The sequence below is a fragment of the Streptomyces sp. NPDC044719 genome, assembly GCF_056433405.1.
On the sequence record NZ_JBWKHE010000001.1, the window covers coordinates 1,404,750 to 1,425,284 of the forward strand.

Genomic DNA, 20,535 nt, shown 5'->3' on the forward strand with positions numbered 1-20,535 from the left:
CGCCGACCCTATCGGCTGAACTGCCGTACATGACAGGCGTGTTGCTGGCATGTGGAGGCGGCCGGAGCCCGCTCGCCCCGGCCGCCTCCTCGCGCGGCTACTCCGCTACAGGCAGCCGCGCCCCGTCCCGCAGGAAGAGCGGGATGCGGTCCAGCGGGGCGTCGACCGTCACGGCCCGGCCGCCCTCGTACGTCTCACCCGTCCACGCGTCCGTCCAGGCGGCCCCCGCCGGCAGATACGCCGTACGGGCGGTCGCGCCGGCGGTCAGCACCGGGGCGACCAGCAGATCCGGGCCGAAGAGGTAGGAGTCGTCCACCGACCAGGTGGCCTGGTCGTCGGGGAACTCCAGGAACAGCGGCCGCATCACCGGCAGGCCCTCCTCGTGGGCCGCCCGCATCATGTCCAGCACGTACGGCTTCAGCCGCTCGCGCAGCCGCAGGTACCGCTCCAGGATCGCCCCGGCCTCCTCGCCGTACGACCACACCTCGTTCGGGCCGCCCGTCATCTCTGGGCCCAGCGGCATGCCCGGGTCGCGGAAGCCGTGCAGCCGCATCAGCGGGGACAGCGCGCCGAACTGGAACCAGCGGACCATCACCTCCCGGTACGCCGGGTCGTCCGGGTCGCCGCCGTGGAAGCCGCCGATGTCGGTGTTCCACCACGGGATGCCCGACAGGGCCGTGTTGAGGCCGGCCGCGATCTGGCGGCGCAGGGTCGGGAAGTCCGTGCCGATGTCACCCGACCACAGGGCGGCGCCGTAGCGCTGACTGCCCGCCCAGGCCGAGCGGTTGAGGGTGACGATCTCCTCCTCGCCGGTGGCGAGCAGGCCCTCGTGGAAGGTCCGGGCGTTCTCGGCCGGGTAGGCGTTGCCGACCTCCAGGCCCGGGCCCGCCCAGTAGCGCAGGTTCTCCTGGAAGCCCGGCTTCAGCTCCGGCTCGCAGGCGTCCAGCCAGAACGCCGTGATGCCGTACGGGTCGAGGTAGTTCTCCTTCACCTTCGACCACACGAACTCCCGGGCGTCCGGGTTGGTGGCGTCGTAGAAGGCCACCTGGACCGTGGAGGCGACCTCCTTGTCGGGCCAGTCGGCGTGCGCCATCGGGCCGTACTGGGTGCCGATGAAGTACCCGCGCTGCTCCATGACGGGGTGGTTCTCGCTCAGCGGCGACACCGACGGCCAGACGCTCACCACGAGCTTGATGCCGAGCTCGTCCAGCTCGCGCACCATCGCCCCCGGGTCGGGCCACTCCTTCGGGTCGAACTTCCAGTCGCCGAGGTGCGTCCAGTGGAAGAAGTCGCAGACGATCGCGGAGATGGGCAGACCGCGCCGCTTGTACTCCCGCGCCACCGCCATGAGTTCGTCCTGGGTGCGGTAGCGCAGCTTGCACTGCCAGAAGCCCGCCGCCCACTCCGGCAGCATGGGGCTGCGGCCGGTCACCGCGCTGTAGCGGCGCTGGCCGCCGGCCGGGTCGCCCGCGGTGATCCAGTAGTCGATCTGCCGGGCCGAGTCGGCGACCCACCGGGTGCCGTTGTGCGCCAGCTCCACCCGGCCGATCGCCGGGTTGTTCCACAGCAGGGTGTAGCCACGGCTGGAGGTGAGTACCGGGATGCCGACCTCGGCGTTGCGCTGGACCAGGTCCAGCACCAGGCCCTTCTGGTCGAGCCGCCCGTGCTGGTGCTGGCCGAGGCCGAACAGCTTCTCGTCGTCGTAGGCGGCGAAGCGCTGCTCCAGGCGGTGGTGGCCGTTGCCCACGGCCGTGTAGAGGCGGGAGCCGGGCCACCAGAAGTGGGCCCGGTCCTCGGCGAGCAGCTCGGCGGAGTCCTCCGTGCGCAGGAAACGGATCAGGCCCTCGGCGCTCACCTCGACGGTGAGCGCGCCGACGGTCAACTGCCCCCGGCCGTCCTCGATCTTCACCGTGGACGGTGTCGCGGGGGCCTCGTCGAGCAATGCGCCCGGGAGCCCCTCGAGGACCGGGCCGCCCAGCCGGGCACGCACCCGGACCGCGTCCGGACCCCACGGCTCGATCCGTACGGTCTCCTGACGGCCGCTCCACTCCAGCGCGCCGTCCCGCTCGCGGAACGTGCCGACGGTGGGGGAGGACTGCGCCAGGCTCACCTGGGGCTGGGTTTCAGCAGGCTGATTCACGTGGCGGGCTCCTGTGCGGAAGCAGACATGGGGGTGCCCTGGAGGGGGCGCTGTGCAATGGCTGGGAGTGACTACGGCCGGGCCGGCGCCGGCCCCGTGCTCGTCCGTACCGTCAGCTCGGGAGCGATCAGCACGACCTCGTCGCTGCCGCGTCCCTCGAGCTTGGCGACCAGGTGTTCCACCGCGTGCCGGCCCATCTCCTGCGCGGGGATGGCGACCGACGTGAGCCGTACGGAGGCCTGTGTCGCGACCGGGTCGGGGCAGATCGCGACCACCGACACGTCCTCCGGCACGGCCCGGCCCTGCTGCCGCAGCAGCGCGAGCAGCGGTTCGACCGCGGACTCGTTCTGCACGATGATCCCGGAGGTGTCCGGGCGCTCGTCGAGGATCCGGGCGAGGGTCACGGCCATCGCGTCGTAGCCGCCCTCGCACGGCCGGTGCAGCAGCCGCACTCCCAGCTCCCGGGAACGCGACCGAAGCCCCTCGAGCGTGCGTTCGGCGAAGCCGGTGTGCCGCTCGTAGACGGCCGGGGCCTCGCCGATGACGGCGATGTCGTGGTGCCCCTGCTTCGCCAGGTGCTCCACACACAGCGCGCCCGTCGCCCTGAAGTCCAGATCGACGCAGGTCAGACCGGAGGTGTCCGCGGGCAGCCCGATGAGCACGGACGGCTGGTCGGTCGCACGCAGCAACGGCAGCCGTTCGTCGTCGAGCTCGACGTCCATCAGGATCATCCCGTCGGCGAGCCCGCTCCCGGCGACGCGGCGCACCGCGTCGGGGCCCTCCTCGCCGGTGAGCAGCAGGACGTCGTACCCGTGCGTGCGGGCGGAGGTCGCCACCGCGATGGCGATCTCCATCATCACGGGCACGTACATGTCCGTGCGCAGCGGGATCATCAGCGCGATGATGTTCGACTTGCTGCTGGCCAGGGCGCGGGCCCCGGCGTTCGGGTGGTACCCGAGCTCGCGAATGCTCCGCTCGACCCGCTGCCGGGTGTTGACGGAGATGGACCGCTTGCCGCTGAGGACATAGCTCACCGTGCTCGCCGAGACTCCGGCGTGCTGGGCGACCTCGGCGAGGGTGACCATCCAGCTCTCCAAGCTTTGTGAAGCGCTTCGACAATGCGCATTGCTGATATTCGCGGGTGAGGGTGGTTCGACAGTAGCTCCAGCAGGAGTACGTGTCCATAGGTTGTCGAAGCGCTTCGATACCGAATTCCGGCGAGCGGGTGGCGAAGGGGTCAGTCTCCCGGAAGGCGCTCCGGCGCACCACCGCTCTCGGACGTGCGGCAGAGCCAGGCCTTCGGCTGAACGGACGCGCGAGGACTGGTGGGAGCGTCCGGTTTCGGGTACCAACGATCCAGTAGCACTGGTCGGTAACGTACAGTCCTCAATTACCCTAGATGCGGCGAGGTGCCCCTCATGTCCGCTTCCACTCCCTCTTCCCGTCCCGCCGTCACCGAGCGGGAGGCCCGTGAGGTGGCGGAGGCCGCCCGGGAACAGCACTGGCGCAAGCCCAGCTTCGCCAAGGAGCTGTTCCTCGGCCGCTTCCGGCTCGACCTCATCCACCCCCACCCGCTCCCCGGCGACGAGGCGGCCCAGCGCGGCGAGGAGTTCCTCGCCAAGCTCCGCGACTTCGTCGAGACGAAGGTGGACCCGGCCGTCATCGAGCGCGACGCCAGGATCCCCGACGAGGTGATCGACGGCCTGAAGGAGCTCGGCGCCTTCGGCATGAAGATCGACACCAAGTACGGCGGGCTCGGCCTCACGCAGGTGTACTACAACAAGGCCCTCTCCCTGGCCGGCTCCGCCAGCCCCGCGATCGGCGTGCTGCTCTCCGCGCACCAGTCGATCGGCGTGCCCCAGCCCCTGAAGCTGTTCGGCACGCAGGAGCAGCGCGAGCGCTTCCTGCCGCGCTGCGCCCGCACGGACATCAGCGCCTTCCTGCTCACCGAACCCGACGTCGGCTCCGACCCGGCCCGCCTTGCCACCACCGCGATCCCGGACGGCGACGACTACGTCCTGGACGGCGTGAAGCTGTGGACCACCAACGGTGTCGTCGCCGACCTGCTGGTCGTCATGGCCCGGGTGCCGAAGAGCGAAGGCCACAGAGGCGGCATCACCGCCTTCGTCGTGGAGACGAACTCCCCGGGTGTCACCGTGGAGAACCGCAACGCCTTCATGGGCCTGCGAGGCATCGAGAACGGCGTCACCCGCTTCCACCAGGTCCGGGTCCCCGCCGCCAACCGCGTCGGCGAGGAGGGTCAGGGCCTGAAGATCGCCCTGACCACGCTCAACACCGGGCGGCTCTCCCTGCCCGCCTCCTGCGTCGCCGCCGGCAAGTGGTGCCTGAAGATCGCCCGCGAGTGGTCGGCGGTCCGCGAGCAGTGGGGCAAACCCGTCGCGCACCACGAGGCGGTCGGCTCCAAGATCTCCTTCATCGCGGCCACCACCTTCGCCCTGGAGGCCGTGACGGACCTGGCCTCGCAGATGGCCGACGAGGACCGCAACGACATCCGCATCGAAGGCGCCCTCGCCAAGCTGTACGCCTCCGAGATGGCCTGGACGATGGCCGACGAACTCGTCCAGATCCGCGGCGGACGCGGCTTCGAGACGGCCGAGTCCCTGCGGGCCCGCGGCGAGCGCGGCGTCCCCGCCGAGCAGCTCCTGCGCGACCTGCGCATCAACCGCATCTTCGAGGGTTCCACGGAGATCATGCACCTGCTGATCGCCCGCGAGGCCGTCGACGCCCACCTCTCGGTCGCCGGCGACCTCATCGACCCGGAGAAGTCCCTGGGCGACAAGGCGAAGGCCGGCGCGAACGCGGGCGCCTTCTACGCCAAGTGGCTCCCCAAGCTCGTCGCGGGCCCGGGCCAGCTCCCCATGTCCTACGGCGACTTCAAACACGGCGTGGACCTCTCCGGGCACCTGCGCTACGTCGAGCGCACGTCCCGCAAACTCGCCCGCTCCACCTTCTACGCCATGTCCCGCTGGCAGGGCCGGATGGAGTCCAAGCAGGGCTTCCTCGGCCGGATCGTCGACATCGGCGCCGAACTGTTCGCCATGAGCGCGGCCTGCGTACGCGCCGAACTCCTGCGCAAGCAGGGCGACCACGGCCGAGAGGCCTACCAGCTCGCCGACGTCTTCTGCCGCCAGGCCAGGATCCGCGTCGAGGAGCTCTTCAACCGCCTGTGGACCAACACCGACGACCTCGACCGCAAGGTCGTCAAGGGCGTCCTCTCCGGCACCTACGAGTGGCTGGAGCGGGGCATCGTCGACCCGTCGGGCGACGGCCCCTGGATCGCGGACGCGACACCGGGCCCCTCCCAGCGGGAGAACCTCCACCGGCCGATCAGGTAACCCCGGCCCCCACGGGGGCGTGCACAGCTATGGCGCGCGCCCCCGTGAAGGGGATGCGCTGTCCTCAGACACCGGCCTTACGGCAACAATGGAGGAATGAGCGACAGTCCAGCCCCCTCAGGGCACGGGCCGCAAGCCCCGTCTGCCCCGCGACGCCATGCACGCACTCTCGCCGCACCGGGCGCCGACCCGAGTACATCCAGTACGCAGGACGGCGCCCGGCACGGCGAGAGCACGCACCTTCGGGCGACATCTGCCGCTCCGCGGCGGGCGCAGGGCCCGCCCTCCGGGCGGACGACGGGGCTCGCGGCCCGTGCCCTGGCCGACCCCCACCTGGTGTACGACCCCGTAGTGGGCGACGGCCCGAAGGACGTGGTGATCCTCGGCTCCACCGGGTCCATCGGCACCCAGGCCATCGACCTCGTGCTGCGCAACCCCGACCGTTTCCGGGTCACCGGCCTGTCCGCCAACGGCGGCCGCGTCGCCCTCCTCGCCGAGCAGGCGTACCGGCTGCGGGTGCCCACGGTCGCGGTCGCGCGCGAGGACGTCGTACCGGCCCTGCGCGAGGCGCTCTCCGCGCAGTACGGCACGGGCGAGCCGCTCCCCGAGATCCTCGCGGGCCCGGACGCGGCCACGCGGCTGGCGGCATCCGACTGCCACACCGTCCTGAACGGCATCACCGGCTCCATCGGCCTCGCCCCGACCCTGGCCGCCCTGGAGGCGGGCCGCACCCTCGCGCTCGCCAACAAGGAGTCGCTCATCGTGGGCGGCCCGCTGGTCAAGGGCCTCGCCAAGCCCGGCCAGATCATCCCCGTCGACTCCGAGCACGCCGCCCTCTTCCAGGCCCTGGCCGCCGGCACCCGCGCCGACGTCCGCAAGCTGGTCGTCACGGCGTCCGGGGGTCCCTTCCGCGGCCGCACGAAGGAGCAGCTGGCGAACGTCACCGTCGAGGACGCCCTCGCACACCCCACCTGGGCGATGGGCCCGGTCATCACGATCAACTCCGCGACCCTCGTCAACAAGGGCCTGGAGGTCATCGAGGCACACCTCCTCTACGACATTCCCTTCGACCGCATTGAGGTCGTCGTGCATCCGCAGTCGTATGTCCACTCGATGGTTGAGTTCACGGATGGATCGACACTGGCCCAGGCGACCCCGCCCGACATGCGCGGGCCCATCGCCATCGGCATCGGCTGGCCCGAGCGCGTCCCCGACGCGGCCCCCACCTTCGACTGGAGCAAGGCCTCGACCTGGGAGTTCTTCCCGCTCGACAACGAGGCCTTCCCCTCGGTGAACCTCGCCCGGCACGTCGGCGAGCTCGCGGGCACCGCCCCCGCGGTGTTCAATGCGGCCAACGAGGAGTGCGTGGAGGCGTTCCGCCAGGGCGCGCTGCCCTTCAACGGCATCATGGAGACCGTCACCCGGGTCGTCGAGGAGCACGGCACCCCGCGTACGGGAACCTCACTCACCGTGTCGGACGTCCTCGAAGCGGAGACCTGGGCGCGGACCCGGGCCCGGGAACTGGCGGCACAGACGGCGGAGGCCCGTGCATGACGACCTTGATGTTCATCCTCGGCATAGTGCTGTTCGTGGTCGGCCTGCTGTTCTCGATCGCGTGGCACGAGCTGGGGCACCTGTCCACCGCCAAGCTGTTCGGCATCCGCGTGCCGCAGTACATGGTCGGCTTCGGCCCGACCATCTGGTCCCGCAAGAAAGGCGAGACCGAGTACGGGATCAAGGCCATCCCGTTCGGCGGCTACATCCGCATGATCGGCATGTTCCCGCCAGGCCCCGACGGCCGGCTGACGGCACGCTCCACCTCCCCGTGGCGCGGCATGATCGAGGACGCCCGCACCGCCGCCTACGAGGAGCTCGGGCCGGGCGACGAGAAGCGCCTGTTCTACACGCGCAAGCCCTGGAAGCGCGTGATCGTGATGTTCGCGGGCCCCTTCATGAACCTGGTGCTCGCGGTGGCGCTGTTCCTCGCCATCCTGATGGGCTTCGGCATCACCCAGCAGACGAACACCGTCAGCTCCGTCTCCCAGTGCGTCATCGCCCAGAGCGAGAACCGCGACAAGTGCGAGAAGGGCGACCCGGCCAGCCCGGCCGCCGCCGCCGGACTGAAGGCGGGCGACAAGATCGTCTCCTTCAACGGCGTCAAGACCGACGACTGGAACAAGCTGTCCGACCTCATCCGCGCCACCCCTGGCAAGGAGGTGCCGATCGTCGTCGACCGCAAGGGCCAGGACGTCACCCTGCAGGCGAAGATCGCCACCAACCAGGTCGCCAAGAAGGACTCCAGCGGGCAGATCGTCGAAGGCCAGTACGTCCAGGCCGGCTTCCTCGGCTTCAGCGCGGCCACCGGCGTGGTCAAGCAGGACTTCGGCGAGTCCGTGACCTGGATGGGGGACCGGATGGGCGACGCCGTCGACTCCCTCGCCGCCCTCCCCGGCAAGATCCCGGCGCTGTGGAACGCGGCCTTCGACGGCGCTCCCCGTGAGGCCGACTCCCCGATGGGCGTGGTCGGCGCGGCCCGCGTCGGCGGCGAGATCTTCACCCTGGACATCCCGCCGACCCAGCAACTGGCCATGGCCCTCATGCTGGTAGCCGGCTTCAACCTCTCCCTGTTCCTTTTCAACATGCTCCCGCTGCTGCCGCTCGACGGCGGCCATGTCGCGGGCGCGCTGTGGGAGTCGCTGCGCCGCAACACCGCCAAGGTGCTGCGCAGGCCGGACCCGGGCCCCTTCGACGTGGCGAAGCTCATGCCGGTCGCCTACGTGGTCGCCGGGATCTTCGTCTGCTTCACGATCCTGGTCCTGATCGCGGACGTCGTTAACCCGGTGAGAATCTCCTAGTCATACGCGGTTCGAGGCGGCCCGGCACACTGTGTGCCGGGCCGCCTCCCATTGAGTGGCTGTGCGGGCGGGATGTGCTCGCGCCAAGGCATGTGCCGTAATCTCGAAGCTCGGAGCCCGCTGCTCACGGGACCGGACCTTGATCCACGACTTGGGGTTGCACAGCAGATGACTGCGATTTCTCTCGGCATGCCGTCCGTACCGACCAGGCTCGCCGAGCGCCGGAAGAGCCGCCAGATCCAGGTCGGAACCGTGGCGGTCGGCGGAGACGCCCCCGTCTCGGTGCAGTCGATGACGACGACGCGTACGTCCGACATCGGCTCAACCCTCCAGCAGATCGCCGAGCTGACCGCCTCCGGCTGTCAGATCGTCCGCGTCGCCTGCCCGACCCAGGACGACGCCGACGCCCTGGCTACCATCGCCCGCAAGTCGCAGATCCCGGTCATCGCCGACATCCACTTCCAGCCGAAGTACGTGTTCGCCGCGATCGAGGCGGGCTGCGCCGCCGTCCGCGTCAACCCGGGCAACATCAAGCAGTTCGACGACAAGGTCAAGGAGATCGCGCGGGCCGCCAAGGACCACGGCACCCCGATCCGGATCGGCGTCAACGCGGGCTCCCTGGACCGCCGTCTGCTGCAGAAGTACGGCAAGGCGACGCCCGAGGCGCTGGCCGAGTCCGCCCTGTGGGAGGCCTCGCTCTTCGAGGAGCACGACTTCCGCGACATCAAGATCTCGGTCAAGCACAACGACCCGGTCGTGATGGTCGAGGCGTACCGCCAGCTCGCGGCCCAGTGCGACTACCCGCTGCACCTCGGCGTGACGGAGGCGGGCCCGGCCTTCCAGGGCACGATCAAGTCGGCCGTCGCCTTCGGCGCGCTGCTCTCCCAGGGCATCGGCGACACGATCCGCGTCTCCCTGTCGGCCCCGCCGGTCGAGGAGGTCAAGGTCGGCAACCAGATCCTGGAGTCCCTGAACCTCAAGCAGCGCGGCCTGGAGATCGTCTCCTGCCCGTCCTGCGGCCGCGCCCAGGTCGACGTCTACAAGCTGGCCGAAGAGGTCACGGCCGGCCTGACCGGCATGGAGGTCCCCCTCCGCGTCGCCGTCATGGGCTGCGTCGTCAACGGCCCCGGCGAGGCCCGCGAGGCCGACCTCGGCGTCGCCTCCGGCAACGGCAAGGGCCAGATCTTCGTCAAGGGCGAGGTCATCAAGACCGTCCCCGAGTCCAAGATCGTCGAGACACTCATCGAAGAGGCCATGAAGATCGCCGAGCAGATGGAAGCGGACGGCGTCGCTTCCGGCGAGCCGTCGGTGGCGGTCGCGGGCTGACCCTTTCCACGCCGTCGGCGGGTCGGGCAGCACCCGCACCCGCCGACAAACCGTCCCTCCCGAGCTCGAAGGCGCCCCACCCAAGCAGCGCAGCTATAGTGCGGGGACCAGCAACCCCCGGAGTGTGTGAGGCCCCGCACTTGTTGACGCAGACCACCTCACGGGTCCTCGAACCGAGCGACCTGGACGCCGCGCTCGCCGTACTCGACCGCGAGCCGGTCGCGAACGCCTTCGTGACGTCCAGGGTGCAGATCGCCGGCCTCGACCCGTGGCGGCTCGGCGGCGAGATGTGGGGCTGGTACGAGGACGGCATGCTGACGTCCCTGTGCTACGCGGGCGCCAACCTGGTCCCGATCTGCGCCGGCCCGCGCGCCGTCCGCGCCTTCGCCGACCGCGCCCGCCGGGCCGGCCGTCGCTGCTCCTCGATCGTCGGGCCCGCCGGGTCCACCGCCGACCTGTGGCGGCTGCTGGAACCCCAGTGGGGCCCGGCCCGCGACGTCCGCCGCCGGCAGCCGCTCATGGTCACCGACAGCCTGCCGGCCGGCATCGCCCCGGACCCCTACGTCCGTCGCGTCCGCAAGGACGAGATGGAAACGCTGATGCCGGCGTGTGTGGCGATGTTCACCGAGGAGGTCGGGATCTCCCCGCTCGCCGGCGACGGGGGCCTCCTCTACCAGGCCCGTGTCGCCGAACTCGTCGGCTCCGGCCGCGCGTTCGCCCGCTTCGACGCGGACGGCAAGGTCGTCTTCAAGGCGGAGATCGGCGCCGCGACGGACCGCGCCTGCCAGATCCAGGGCGTGTGGGTCGCCCCCGAGTACCGGGGCACGGGCCTGGCGGCCCCCGGCATGGCAGCCGTGCTGCGCTACGCCCTCGCCGACGTGGCGCCGGTGGTCAGCCTCTACGTGAACGACTTCAACACGGCGGCCAGGCGGACGTACACGAGAGTGGGCTTCCAGGAGGTCGGCGCCTTCATGAGCGTGCTGTTCTGAAACGCCCTGAGGGGCGCGGGGCTGTGCCCGATATGCGGCTCCGCCGCGTGGGCGCGAGCAACCACAGGCGGCCCGCACCCGTACGACGACGAAAACCCACCTGTAGGCTCCCCGCCATGGACCTCGTGATCGGCCCACTCGACCTTCCCGCCCACGTCGACGAGGCCCTGGCCGTCCAAGCCGTGGCCTTCGGCCTGGGCCCGGACGAGGTAGCCGTCCGCCGCCAGATCGTCCTGCGCCACATGACCTACCCGGGCGCCCGCGCCCTCGGCGCGAAAGCCGACGGCAACCTCGTAGGTTTCGTCTACGGCATGCCCAACGACCGCACCCACTGGTGGTCCACCGTCGTGGAGCCCTACCTCAGAGCCAACCACCACGACCACTGGCTCGACGACTCCTTCGTGATCACCGAACTGCACGTCCACCCCGCCCACCAGGGCCGTGGCATCGGACGCACCCTGATCACCACCATCACCGACGGCGCCGCCGAACCCCGCTCGATCCTCTCCGCGATCGACACCGAGAGCCCCGCCCGCGCCCTCTACCGCTCCCTCGGCTACCAGGACCTCGCCCGCCAGGTCCTGTTCCCCAGCGCCCCGAAGCCGTACGCCGTGATGGGCGCCCCACTCCCGCTCCTGCGCCGCTAACCGATTTCCACCGCCCCGCACCCCCCGGATAACCTCCTGCCATCACCCACACGCAGCAGGAGCTAAACCATGGCGAACGTACCGGTCCAGCGCATGTCCCAGTTGATGGCGAAGACGTTGCGCGACGACCCGGCGGACGCCGAGGTCCTCAGCCACAAGCTCCTCGTCCGCGCCGGGTACGTGCGCCGTACCGCCGCCGGCATCTGGAGCTGGCTGCCGCTCGGCAAGCGGGTTTTGGCCAACGTGGAGCGCATCGTCCGCGAGGAGATGGACGCGATCGGCGCCCAGGAGGTGCTGCTCCCCGCCATCCTGCCGCGTGAGCCGTACGAGGCCACCGGCCGCTGGGAGGAGTACGGCCCCGAGCTGTTCCGTCTCCAGGACCGCAGGGGCGGCGACTATCTCCTCGGCCCCACCCACGAGGAGATCTTCACCCTGCTGGTGAAGGACCAGGCGTCCTCCTACAAGGACCTGCCGGTGATCCTCTACCAGGTCCAGAACAAGTACCGCGACGAGGCCCGCCCCCGCGCGGGCATCCTGCGCGGCCGCGAGTTCCTGATGAAGGACTCCTACTCCTTCGACACCGAGGACGAGGGCCTCGCCCGGTCCTACGCCCTGCACCGCGAGGCCTACCAGAAGATCTTCGCGCGCCTGGGCCTCGACTACCGCATCTGCGCCGCGACGGCCGGTGCGATGGGCGGCTCCAAGTCCGAGGAGTTCCTGGCCCCGGCCGAGGCCGGCGAGGACACCTTCGCCGACTGCCCGAACTGCGACTTCGCCGCCAACACCGAGGCGATCACGTACGAGTTGAAGCCCGTCGACGGCTCGGACCTGCCGGCCGCCGAGGACATCCCGACCCCCGACACCCCGACCATCGAGACCCTCGCGGCCTCCCTCGGCGTCCCGGCCTCGGCCACGCTGAAGAACCTCCTCGTGAAGGTCGACGGCGAGATCGTCGCCGTCGGCGTCCCCGGCGACCGCGAGGTCGACATGGACAAGGTCGAGGCGCACTTCGCCCCGGCCGCCGTCGAGCTGGTCACCGAGACGGACTTCGCGACCCGCCCCGACCTGGTCCGCGGCTACGTCGGACCGCGGGGCCTGGAGAAGGTCACCTACATCGCCGACCCGCGCGTGGCACCCGGCACGGCCTGGATCACCGGCGCCAACAAGGCCGGCACGCACACCAAGAACGTCGTCGCCGGCCGTGACTTCGAGGTCGGCGAGTACGTCGACGTCGTGGTCGTGCAGGAGGGCGACCCCTGCCCGAAGTGCGGCACCGGCCTCGTCCTCGACCGTGCCATCGAGATCGGCCACATCTTCCAGCTGGGCCGCAAGTACACCGACGCCCTCAAGCTCGACGTCCTCGGCCAGAACGGCAAGCCGGTCCGCGTCACCATGGGCTCCTACGGCGTCGGCGTCTCCCGCGCGGTCGCCGCCCTCGCCGAGCAGAGCGCCGACGACAAGGGCCTGTGCTGGCCCGCCGAGGTCGCCCCGGCCGACGTCCACGTGGTCGCGGCAGGCAAGGCCCTCCAGACCGAACTGGCCCTCGACATCTCCGAGAAGCTGGCGACGGCCGGTGTCCGCGTCCTGGTCGACGACCGCGCCGGCGTCTCCCCGGGCGTCAAGTTCACGGACTCCGAGCTGATCGGCGTACCGCAGATCCTGGTGGCCGGCCGGCGCGCGGCCGACGGCGTGGTGGAACTGAAGGACCGCCGCACCGGCGAGCGCGAGGAGCTGACGGTCGAGGAGGCCATCGCCCGGCTCACCGCCTGAGCGTCCCTGCTGCCCTGTGAGCGCTCCGGTTCCCCGGGGCGCTCACAGCCAGCTCGCGAACTCCAGCAGCAGCTCCGCGTCCCGGGGCCGCCCGACCCGCCCCGCCCGCACACCGGACTCCACGGCCCGGAACAGCGTCCACCCGCGCAGCCGCTCCTGGTCCACGTCCAGGGACTCGGCCAGCCGCTTCACCCGGCGCCGGGTCGTGGCCGCGCCGGACGGCTGGGCGATCAGGTCCTCCACCCGGTCGCGAACCAGCCGGGCCAGATCGAAGGCGCACTCGCCGACCACCGGGTCGGGGCCCACGGCCAGCCACGGCGTCCGCTCCCCGGCGAGCACCTTGCTCTGCCGGAACGTGCCGTGCAGCAACCGGTGTTCGGGCGGCGCGGCCAGCAGCTCCTCGCGCGCCGCGAGCGCCAGATCGACGAGCGGGGCCACCTCGGGATCGGCCTGCGCCCGCGCCCGCATCGCCCCGGCCTGCCGCCCGGTCCGCTCGGCCACGGTCTCGAAGGGGAAATCGGCGGGCGGCTCCACCCACAGCCGCCGCAGCGCCCCCGCCGCCTCCAGCAGCGCCTTCGCCTCCGGCAGCGACCGCACCGACACATCGGGATGCAGCCGCTCCAGCAGCAGCGCCCCCTCGGCCGTGAAGGGTTCCACCAGCTGTACGGCACCCAGGCCGCCCCAGTGCGCGAGCGCGGCCCGCTCCGCCTCCGGGCGGGCCCGGGCCGGCGCCAGCTTGAGCACCGCGGGCGTCCCCTCGGCCGTCCGCACCAGCACGACCAGGCTGCTGCGCCCGCCGGGCACCTGAACCCGCTCCACGGTCAACTCGCGTAGAGCGACGGCCCGCCGCGCCGCCTCGGGCAGCTTCTCCAGCCAGTCGTCACCGTCCGGCGCCGTCTCACCGAGCGCCCTGACCAGGCGCTTCGGCGGTTCGAAAACCATGCGCGAGTCGTTCCCTTCGTGCTGTCCGCGGTGCGTGCCCTACGGGGTCACGCCGTGGGCGCGGCCGCGGGCGGAGCCGTGTCCGCCCGCTCGGCGAGCCCAGGGAAGGCTACGCTCTCGCCGCGCCAGCGCACCGCCCGCACCGCGGCCTCCCGCAGCGCCTCGGCGGCCAGCACCCGCCGCCCGCCGGCCGCCGCGCGCACCAGGTCGGAGTAGACCCCGGCCACCCGGTCCTCCAGCTCGGCGGCGAGCCGCACGGCGGCCGCGGCGTCCGGTACCGGGAACGGCAGCGCGTACCCGGCGGCCGCGGCCGCGGGCCTGCCGCCCAGGTCCTTCACCTCGCGCGCCAGCGCATCCCTGCGCGCCCGGTGCGCGTCGTACGCCGTCCGTGCCTCAACGCGCTGCCGGTCGCCGATCCGCCCGCCGACGACTCCGTACCCGTACACCGCCGCGTGCTCGGCGGCCAGCGCCGCCTGGAGGGCCCGCAGCTCCTGGTCCTTCGCGTCGCTCACGCGTCACCCTCCGTCAGCAGATAGACGTGCGCCGCTCCGGCGGCTGCCACCGACGCCAGCAGCCGCGCCAGCTCGCCCGGCACCCCGACCAGTGCCTTGGCCCGCCGGTCGGCGAGCTCCCGCTCCGCGGCGGCGAGGACGGCGAGCGCGTCCCGGTCGTTCCCCGGCACGGCGGCCGCGGGGGCAGAGGCGGAGGGGGAGGAAGAGGCGGAAGGGGCGGGGGAGGCAGGCGCCTTCCGGCCGCCGAACGCCTGCGCGTGCCGTACGACCTCCTCCCGCAGCGGCCGCAGCCACTCCGCGAGCCCCGGGCGGGCGGCGATCACCGCGTCGTACCGCTCGAGAAGTTCCTCGCTGTCCCGCGCCGCACGCGCGCGTGCCCTGCGGTCGGCGGCCGACGGGCCGTCGCCCGGGTCACCGGAGTCCTCGTCGCCGGCGGTGCAGCCGGCCAGGGCGAGGGCCGCCGGGCCGACGGCGAGCAGACTCCTTCTGCGCGGCCCCGAGCGGGCGCGCGGCGATGGGGAAAACGGCACTTCAGACGTCCTCGGGGGGCTCGTACGAGAAAGAAGCGACTGGCAGGGCTGCACGCCCGTGATCACGGTACCCGGGCCTTCGCCCGGGACCACTCAGCGGCACCGTTCGTCACCGGGTGGACGGCAACACTCCCTGCGACCGGATACCCTTTGACCAGACACGCGCCCCATCCCACAACAGCACACGCGGCCGAGGAGTCACCCGGATGAGCACCACCCAGAGCGAGAGGCTGCGAGAACTACTGGAACCGCTCGTCAGCTCTCAGGGCCTGGACCTCGAAGAGATCGAAGTGGACTCCGTCGGACGCAAGCGTGTGCTGCGCGTGGTCGTCGACTCGGACACGGGCGCCGATTTGGACCAGATCGCCGATGTGAGCCGCGCGCTCTCGGCGAAGCTCGACGAGACGGACGCGATGGGCGAGGGGGAGTACACCCTCGAGGTCGGCACCCCGGGCGCGGAGCGCCTCCTCACGGAACACCGTCACTACGTGCGCGCCACGGACCGCCTGGTGAAGTTCCAGCTCGCCGAGGGCGGCGAGCTGGTCGCCCGGATCCTGAAGGTCGACGACGACGGTGTCGACACCGAGATCCCCGGAGTCAAGGGCCGCAAGCCCACCGCACGCAGACTCGCCTTCGACGACATCGTCCGGGCGCGTGTCCAGGTCGAGTTCAGCCGCAAGGACAACAAGAAGGAAGAGGAGGCGTAGCCGTGGACATCGACATGAGCGCCCTGCGGGGCTTGGTTCGGGAGAAGGAGATCTCCTTCGACCTGCTGGTCGAGGCGATCGAGTCGGCCCTCCTCATCGCCTACCACCGCACCGAGGGAAGCCGCCGTCACGCGCGCGTGGAGCTCAACCGGCAGACCGGCCATGTGACCGTGTGGGCGAAGGAGGACCCCGACGACCTCGAGGAGGGCCAGGAGGCCCGCGAGTTCGACGACACCCCCACGGGCTTCGGCCGTATCGCCGCCACCACGGCCAAGCAGGTCATCCTGCAGCGCCTGCGCGACGCCGAGGACGACGCGACGCTCGGTGAGTACGCCGGCCGTGAGGGCGACATCGTCACCGGCGTCGTCCAGCAGGGCCGCGACCCGAAGAACGTGCTCGTCGACATCGGCAAGCTCGAGGCCATCCTGCCAGTGCAGGAGCAGGTGCCGGGCGAGACCTACCAGCACGGCATGCGCCTGCGGTCGTACGTCGTCCGGGTGGCCAAGGGTGTTCGCGGCCCGTCCGTGACGCTGTCCCGCACGCACCCCAATCTGGTGAAGAAGCTGTTCGCCCTGGAGGTGCCGGAGATCGCCGACGGGTCCGTGGAGATCTCCGCGATCGCCCGCGAGGCCGGTCACCGGACGAAGATCGCCGTGCGCTCCACCCGGTCCGGCCTGAACGCCAAGGGCGCCTGCATCGGCCCCATGGGCGGCCGTGTGCGCAATGTGATGGGCGAGCTGAACGGCGAGAAGATCGACATCGTCGACTGGTCGGAGGACCCGGCCGAGATGGTGGCGAACGCGCTGTCCCCGGCCCGTGTCTCCAAGGTGGAGATCGTGGACATGGCGGCCCGGTCGGCCCGGGTGACCGTGCCCGACTACCAGCTCTCCCTGGCCATCGGCAAGGAAGGGCAGAACGCCCGGCTCGCCGCCCGGCTGACCGGCTGGCGGATCGACATCCGCCCGGACACGGAACCGGCGGCGAACGGCTCCGGAGAGTAGCTCCGGGGAATAGATCCAAGCCGCGGGTCGTTCAGATCACGACAGGTTCATGCGCGGCAACTGTTCGATTCCTGCCCCAAAGGGGTCAGGCGCGTACGGGGAGGTAGACTTAACAGTGTCTGGCCGGACGCGCGTCCGCGCATGCCCTGAACGCACTTGTGTGGGGTGTCGGGAGCGAGCGGCCAAGGCCGATCTGTTGCGGATCGTGTTGATCGAGGACGCATGCGTCCCTGATCCTCGCGGTACGCTGCCCGGCCGGGGTGCGTACGTACACCCCGCCCAGATCTGTCTCGACCAGGCGGTACGCCGACGGGCGTTCACGAGGGCACTGCGCGCCCCGGGACCGCTCGACACAAAGGCGTTGCGCCGATACGTCGAGCAGACAACAGTTGCCGACCAGGCAACACGGTAAAGACGTGTCGCACGGAACACCGTGCGGCTTGGTACCTCGCGAGTCGAAAGCAGGTCGAGATTGCGATGAGCACTCGATGAGTACGCGATGAGTACGCCCATGAACTAGCGACGGTCCGGACGTAACCCGGACCTCAAAGGAGCGAAGTGGCTAAGGTCCGGGTCTACGAACTCGCCAAGGAGTTCGGTGTAGAGAGCAAGGTCGTCATGGCCAAGCTCCAGGAACTCGGTGAATTCGTCCGTTCGGCGTCTTCGACGATCGAAGCGCCCGTCGTACGCAAACTTACTGACGCCTTCCAGGGCGGTGGCAACGGCAAGTCCGCCGCGAAGCCCGCAGCCCCCAAGAAGGCCGCCCCCCGTCCCGCCGCGCCCTCTCCGGCGCAGGCGGCTCGTCCGGCTGCCCCGAAGCCGCCGGCCGCACCCAAGCCCGCCGCGGCCCAGGAGCCGTCGGCCCCCTCGGCCCCGTCGGCCCCCGCGCCGACCCCGGGTCCGCGTCCGACGCCGGGCCCCAAGCCCGCGCCGCGTCCGGCCCCGGCCGCGCCCGAGTTCACGGCGCCGCCCGCGGCGGCTCCGTCCCCGGCCGCGCCGAAGCCCGGCGGCGGGCGCCCCGGCGCCCCCAAGCCCGGTGGCGGCCGTCCCTCCGGCGGTCCCGGCCAGGGCCAGGGCGGCCAGGGCCGTCCCGGCGGCGAGCGGGGTCCGCGTCCCGGTGCTCCGGCGCCGCGTCAGGGCGGTTCCCGTCCGGCCGGTCCGCGTCCGGGTAACAACCCCTTCACCTCCGGTGGCTCCACCGGCATGGCGCGCCCGCAGGCGCCCCGTCCGCAGGGTGGCCGTCCCGGCCCCGGCGGCCAGGGTGGCGGTCCCCGTCCCCAGGCGCCCGGCGCCCAGGGCGGCGGCGGTCCGCGTCCGCAGGCTCCGGGCGGCAACCGTCCGAGCCCGGGCTCGATGCCGCGTCCGCAGGGCGGCGGCCCGCGTCCCGGCGGCGGCCCCGGCGGCCCCCGTCCGAACCCCGGCATGATGCCGCAGCGTCCGGCTGCCGGCCCGCGTCCCGGTGGCGGTGGCCCCGGCGGCCGCGGTCCCGGTGGCGGCGGTCGTCCCGGTGGCGGCGGCGGTCGCCCGGGTGGCGGCGGCTTCGCCGGTCGTCCCGGTGGCGGCGGCGGCTTCGCCGGTCGTCCGGGTGGTCCCGGTGGCGGTGGCGGCGGTTTCGCCGGTCGTCCCGGTGGTCCCGGCGGCGGCGGTCGTCCCGGCTTCGGCGGTCGTCCGGGTGGTCCCGGTGGCCGTGGTGGCACGCAGGGCGCCTTCGGCCGTCCCGGCGGTCCGGCCCGTCGTGGCCGCAAGTCGAAGCGGCAGAGGCGCCAGGAGTACGAGGCCATGCAGGCCCCGTCGGTCGGCGGTGTGATGCTGCCTCGCGGCAACGGCGAGACCGTTCGCCTGTCGCGCGGTGCCTCCCTCACCGACTTCGCGGAAAAGATCAACGCCAACCCGGCGTCGCTCGTCGCGGTCATGATGAATCTCGGCGAGATGGTCACGGCCACGCAGTCCGTCTCCGACGAGACGCTCCAGCTCCTCGCCGGCGAGATGAACTACACGGTTCAGATCGTCAGCCCGGAGGAGGAGGACCGCGAGCTCCTCGAGTCCTTCGACATCGAGTTCGGCGAGGACGAGGGCGACGAGGAGGACCTGATGGTCCGCCCGCCCGTCGTCACCGTCATGGGTCACGTCGACCACGGTAAGACCCGGCTCCTCGACGCCATCCGCAAGACGAACGTCATCGCGGGCGAGGCCGGCGGCATCACCCAGCACATCGGTGCCTACCAGGTCGCGACCGAGGTCAACGAGGAAGAGCGCAAGATCACCTTCATCGACACCCCGGGTCACGAGGCGTTCACCGCCATGCGTGCCCGTGGTGCGAGGTCGACCGACATCGCGATCCTGGTCGTCGCGGCCAACGACGGCGTCATGCCGCAGACGGTCGAGGCGCTCAACCACGCCAAAGCGGCCGAGGTCCCGATCGTCGTCGCGGTCAACAAGATCGACGTCGAGGGCGCCGACCCGACCAAGGTGCGCGGTCAGCTGACCGAGTACGGCCTGGTGGCCGAGGAGTACGGCGGCGACACGATGTTCGTCGACATCTCCGCCAAGCAGGGTCTGCACATCGACTCCCTGCTGGAGGCCGTGGTCCTCACGGCCGACGCCTCGCTCGACCTGCGGGCCAACCCGAACCAGGACGCGCAGGGCATCTCGATCGAGTCCCGCCTCGACCGCGGCCGTGGTGCCGTGTCGACGGTCCTCGTCCAGCGAGGCACGCTGCGGGTCGGCGACACCATGGTGGTCGGCGACGCGTACGGCCGAGTCCGGGCGATGCACGACGACAACGGCAACAGCGTCGCCGAGGCCGGTCCTTCGACGCCGGTTCAGGTCCTGGGCCTGACCAACGTCCCGGGTGCGGGTGACAACTTCCTGGTGGTCGACGAGGACCGTACGGCCCGTCAGATCGCCGAGAAGCGCGCCGCCCGTGAGCGGAACGCCGCGTTCGCCAAGCGCACGCGCCGTGTCTCGCTGGAGGACCTGGACAAGGTGCTCAAGGCCGGCGAGGTCCAGCAGCTGAACCTGATCATCAAGGGTGACGCTTCTGGTTCGGTCGAGGCCCTCGAGTCCTCCCTGCTCCAGCTGGACGTCGGCGAAGAGGTCGACATCCGGGTCCTGCACCGCGGCGTCGGTGCGGTCACGGAGTCCGACATCGACCTGGCGATGGGCTCGGACGCGATCGTCATCGGCTTCAACGTCCGCGCTGCCGGACGTGCCCAGCAGATGGCGGAGCGCGAGGGCGTGGACGTCCGCTACTACTCGGTCATCTACCAGGCGATCGAGGAGATCGAGGCGGCCCTCAAGGGCATGCTCAAGCCGGAGTACGAAGAGGTCGAGCTCGGTACGGCGGAGATCCGCGAGGTCTTCAAGTCGTCCAAGCTGGGCAACATCGCGGGTGTTCTCATCCGCTCCGGCGAGGTCAAGCGGAACACCAAGGCCCGCCTGCTGCGCGATGGCAAGGTCATCGCGGAGAGCCTCAACATCGAGGGCCTGCGTCGCTTCAAGGACGACGTCACCGAGATCCGCGAAGGGTTCGAGGGCGGTATCAACCTCGGCAACTTCAACGACATCAAGGTCGACGACGTCATCGCGACGTACGAGATGCGCGAGAAGCCGCGGGTCTGACCCACGGTTTCCACCGACCGGCCGACGCGGCACACGCCGCGTCGGCCGGCTGGCCGTTGGCACGCGGGTCCGGGGCGGAGCCCCGGGCAGCACCTCGAACCCACCGTGTCGGGCGGGTGGGCGGGCAAAGGAAAACCCC

General features: G+C 71.3%; 16 protein-coding genes. 11 read left to right on the plus strand and 5 right to left on the minus strand.

Annotated features, from left to right (window positions below):
* Nucleotides 1-97 precede the first annotated feature (97 nt).
* Both AC07DF_RS06535 and AC07DF_RS06540 read right to left on the minus strand, forming a co-directional pair.
* A complete protein-coding gene (locus AC07DF_RS06535; protein ID WP_478967455.1) occupies nt 98-2,140 on the minus strand; it encodes a glycoside hydrolase family 31 protein in 2,043 nt (680 codons plus the stop codon).
* Nucleotides 2,141-2,211: 71 nt separating this feature from the next.
* Entirely contained in the window at nt 2,212-3,225 is a 1,014-nt protein-coding gene (locus AC07DF_RS06540) for a LacI family DNA-binding transcriptional regulator (RefSeq protein ID WP_478967457.1), read from the minus strand.
* 333 nt (nt 3,226-3,558) lie between these two features.
* On the opposite strand from AC07DF_RS06540, the gene AC07DF_RS06545 reads away from it, so the two are divergent.
* The 7 genes from AC07DF_RS06545 (at nt 3,559) to AC07DF_RS06575 (ending at nt 13,083) form a co-directional block, all read left to right on the plus strand.
* Nucleotides 3,559-5,496 carry an acyl-CoA dehydrogenase family protein gene (locus AC07DF_RS06545; protein ID WP_478967459.1) on the plus strand — a complete coding sequence of 646 codons (1,938 nt, stop codon included), beginning with the start codon at nt 3,559-3,561 and terminating at the stop codon, nt 5,494-5,496.
* Between the two features lie 336 nt (nt 5,497-5,832).
* A complete protein-coding gene (dxr, locus tag AC07DF_RS06550; RefSeq protein WP_478967461.1) occupies nt 5,833-7,050 on the plus strand; it encodes a 1-deoxy-D-xylulose-5-phosphate reductoisomerase in 1,218 nt (405 codons plus the stop codon).
* Between the two features lie 8 nt (nt 7,051-7,058).
* Nucleotides 7,059-8,351, plus strand: a complete 1,293-nt coding sequence (locus tag AC07DF_RS06555) for a M50 family metallopeptidase (RefSeq protein WP_478967613.1) — start codon at nt 7,059-7,061, stop codon at nt 8,349-8,351.
* A 168-nt stretch (nt 8,352-8,519) separates the two neighbouring features.
* Complete coding sequence (ispG, locus tag AC07DF_RS06560; protein WP_478967463.1) at nt 8,520-9,677, plus strand: flavodoxin-dependent (E)-4-hydroxy-3-methylbut-2-enyl-diphosphate synthase; 1,158 nt, start codon at nt 8,520-8,522, stop codon at nt 9,675-9,677.
* 140 nt (nt 9,678-9,817) lie between these two features.
* Entirely contained in the window at nt 9,818-10,666 is an 849-nt protein-coding gene (locus AC07DF_RS06565) for a GNAT family N-acetyltransferase (RefSeq protein WP_478967465.1), read from the plus strand.
* Nucleotides 10,667-10,782: 116 nt separating this feature from the next.
* The gene (locus AC07DF_RS06570) at nt 10,783-11,313 is read left to right on the plus strand and encodes a GNAT family N-acetyltransferase (RefSeq protein WP_478967467.1); all 531 of its coding nucleotides are present in this window, start codon (nt 10,783-10,785) and stop codon (nt 11,311-11,313) included.
* A gap of 69 nt (nt 11,314-11,382) precedes the next feature.
* Nucleotides 11,383-13,083, plus strand: coding sequence for a proline--tRNA ligase (locus AC07DF_RS06575; RefSeq protein ID WP_478967469.1), 1,701 nt, complete (start codon nt 11,383-11,385; stop codon nt 13,081-13,083).
* A gap of 42 nt (nt 13,084-13,125) precedes the next feature.
* Here AC07DF_RS06575 and AC07DF_RS06580 read toward each other — a convergent pair whose 3' ends face one another.
* Genes AC07DF_RS06580 through AC07DF_RS06590 form a run of 3 tightly spaced genes read right to left on the minus strand, consistent with a single transcriptional unit; the run spans nt 13,126 to nt 15,067 of the window.
* Nucleotides 13,126-14,025, minus strand: a complete 900-nt coding sequence (locus AC07DF_RS06580; RefSeq protein ID WP_478967471.1) for an aminoglycoside phosphotransferase family protein — start codon at nt 14,023-14,025, stop codon at nt 13,126-13,128.
* Nucleotides 14,026-14,072: 47 nt separating this feature from the next.
* A complete protein-coding gene (locus AC07DF_RS06585; RefSeq protein WP_478967473.1) occupies nt 14,073-14,537 on the minus strand; it encodes a ferritin-like domain-containing protein in 465 nt (154 codons plus the stop codon).
* Nucleotides 14,534-15,067, minus strand: a complete 534-nt coding sequence (locus tag AC07DF_RS06590; RefSeq protein ID WP_478967475.1) for a hypothetical protein — start codon at nt 15,065-15,067, stop codon at nt 14,534-14,536. The genes AC07DF_RS06585 and AC07DF_RS06590 overlap by 4 nt, the downstream gene beginning before the upstream one ends.
* 206 nt (nt 15,068-15,273) lie before the next feature.
* On the opposite strand from AC07DF_RS06590, the gene rimP reads away from it, so the two are divergent.
* From rimP to infB, 4 genes are all read left to right on the plus strand, one after another.
* A complete protein-coding gene (gene rimP / locus AC07DF_RS06595) occupies nt 15,274-15,774 on the plus strand; it encodes a ribosome maturation factor RimP (RefSeq protein ID WP_478967476.1) in 501 nt (166 codons plus the stop codon).
* Between the two features lie 2 nt (nt 15,775-15,776).
* Nucleotides 15,777-16,775 (plus strand): transcription termination factor NusA, encoded by a 999-nt coding sequence (gene nusA / locus AC07DF_RS06600; protein WP_478967478.1) that lies wholly within the window; start codon nt 15,777-15,779, stop codon nt 16,773-16,775.
* 115 nt (nt 16,776-16,890) lie between these two features.
* Complete coding sequence (locus AC07DF_RS06605; RefSeq protein ID WP_193482018.1) at nt 16,891-17,187, plus strand: YlxR family protein; 297 nt, start codon at nt 16,891-16,893, stop codon at nt 17,185-17,187.
* Between the two features lie 146 nt (nt 17,188-17,333).
* On the plus strand, nt 17,334-20,396 hold the full coding sequence (gene infB, locus AC07DF_RS06610) for a translation initiation factor IF-2 (RefSeq protein ID WP_478967481.1): 3,063 nt from the start codon (nt 17,334-17,336) through the stop codon (nt 20,394-20,396).
* Nucleotides 20,397-20,535: the final 139 nt, after the last annotated feature.

What these genes read in the sequence shown, in the direction of transcription:
- AC07DF_RS06540 (WP_478967457.1), bottom strand. Translation starts at nt 3,225, where the DNA reads ATGGTCACCCTCGCCGAGGTCGCCCAGCACGCCGGAGTCTCGGCGAGC.
- AC07DF_RS06545 (WP_478967459.1), top strand. Translation starts at nt 3,559, where the DNA reads ATGTCCGCTTCCACTCCCTCTTCCCGTCCCGCCGTCACCGAGCGGGAG.
- AC07DF_RS06555 (WP_478967613.1), top strand. Translation starts at nt 7,059, where the DNA reads ATGTTCATCCTCGGCATAGTGCTGTTCGTGGTCGGCCTGCTGTTCTCG.
- ispG (WP_478967463.1), top strand. Translation starts at nt 8,520, where the DNA reads ATGACTGCGATTTCTCTCGGCATGCCGTCCGTACCGACCAGGCTCGCC.
- AC07DF_RS06570 (WP_478967467.1), top strand. Translation starts at nt 10,783, where the DNA reads ATGGACCTCGTGATCGGCCCACTCGACCTTCCCGCCCACGTCGACGAG.
- AC07DF_RS06575 (WP_478967469.1), top strand. Translation starts at nt 11,383, where the DNA reads ATGGCGAACGTACCGGTCCAGCGCATGTCCCAGTTGATGGCGAAGACG.
- AC07DF_RS06580 (WP_478967471.1), bottom strand. Translation starts at nt 14,025, where the DNA reads ATGGTTTTCGAACCGCCGAAGCGCCTGGTCAGGGCGCTCGGTGAGACG.
- rimP (WP_478967476.1), top strand. Translation starts at nt 15,274, where the DNA reads ATGAGCACCACCCAGAGCGAGAGGCTGCGAGAACTACTGGAACCGCTC.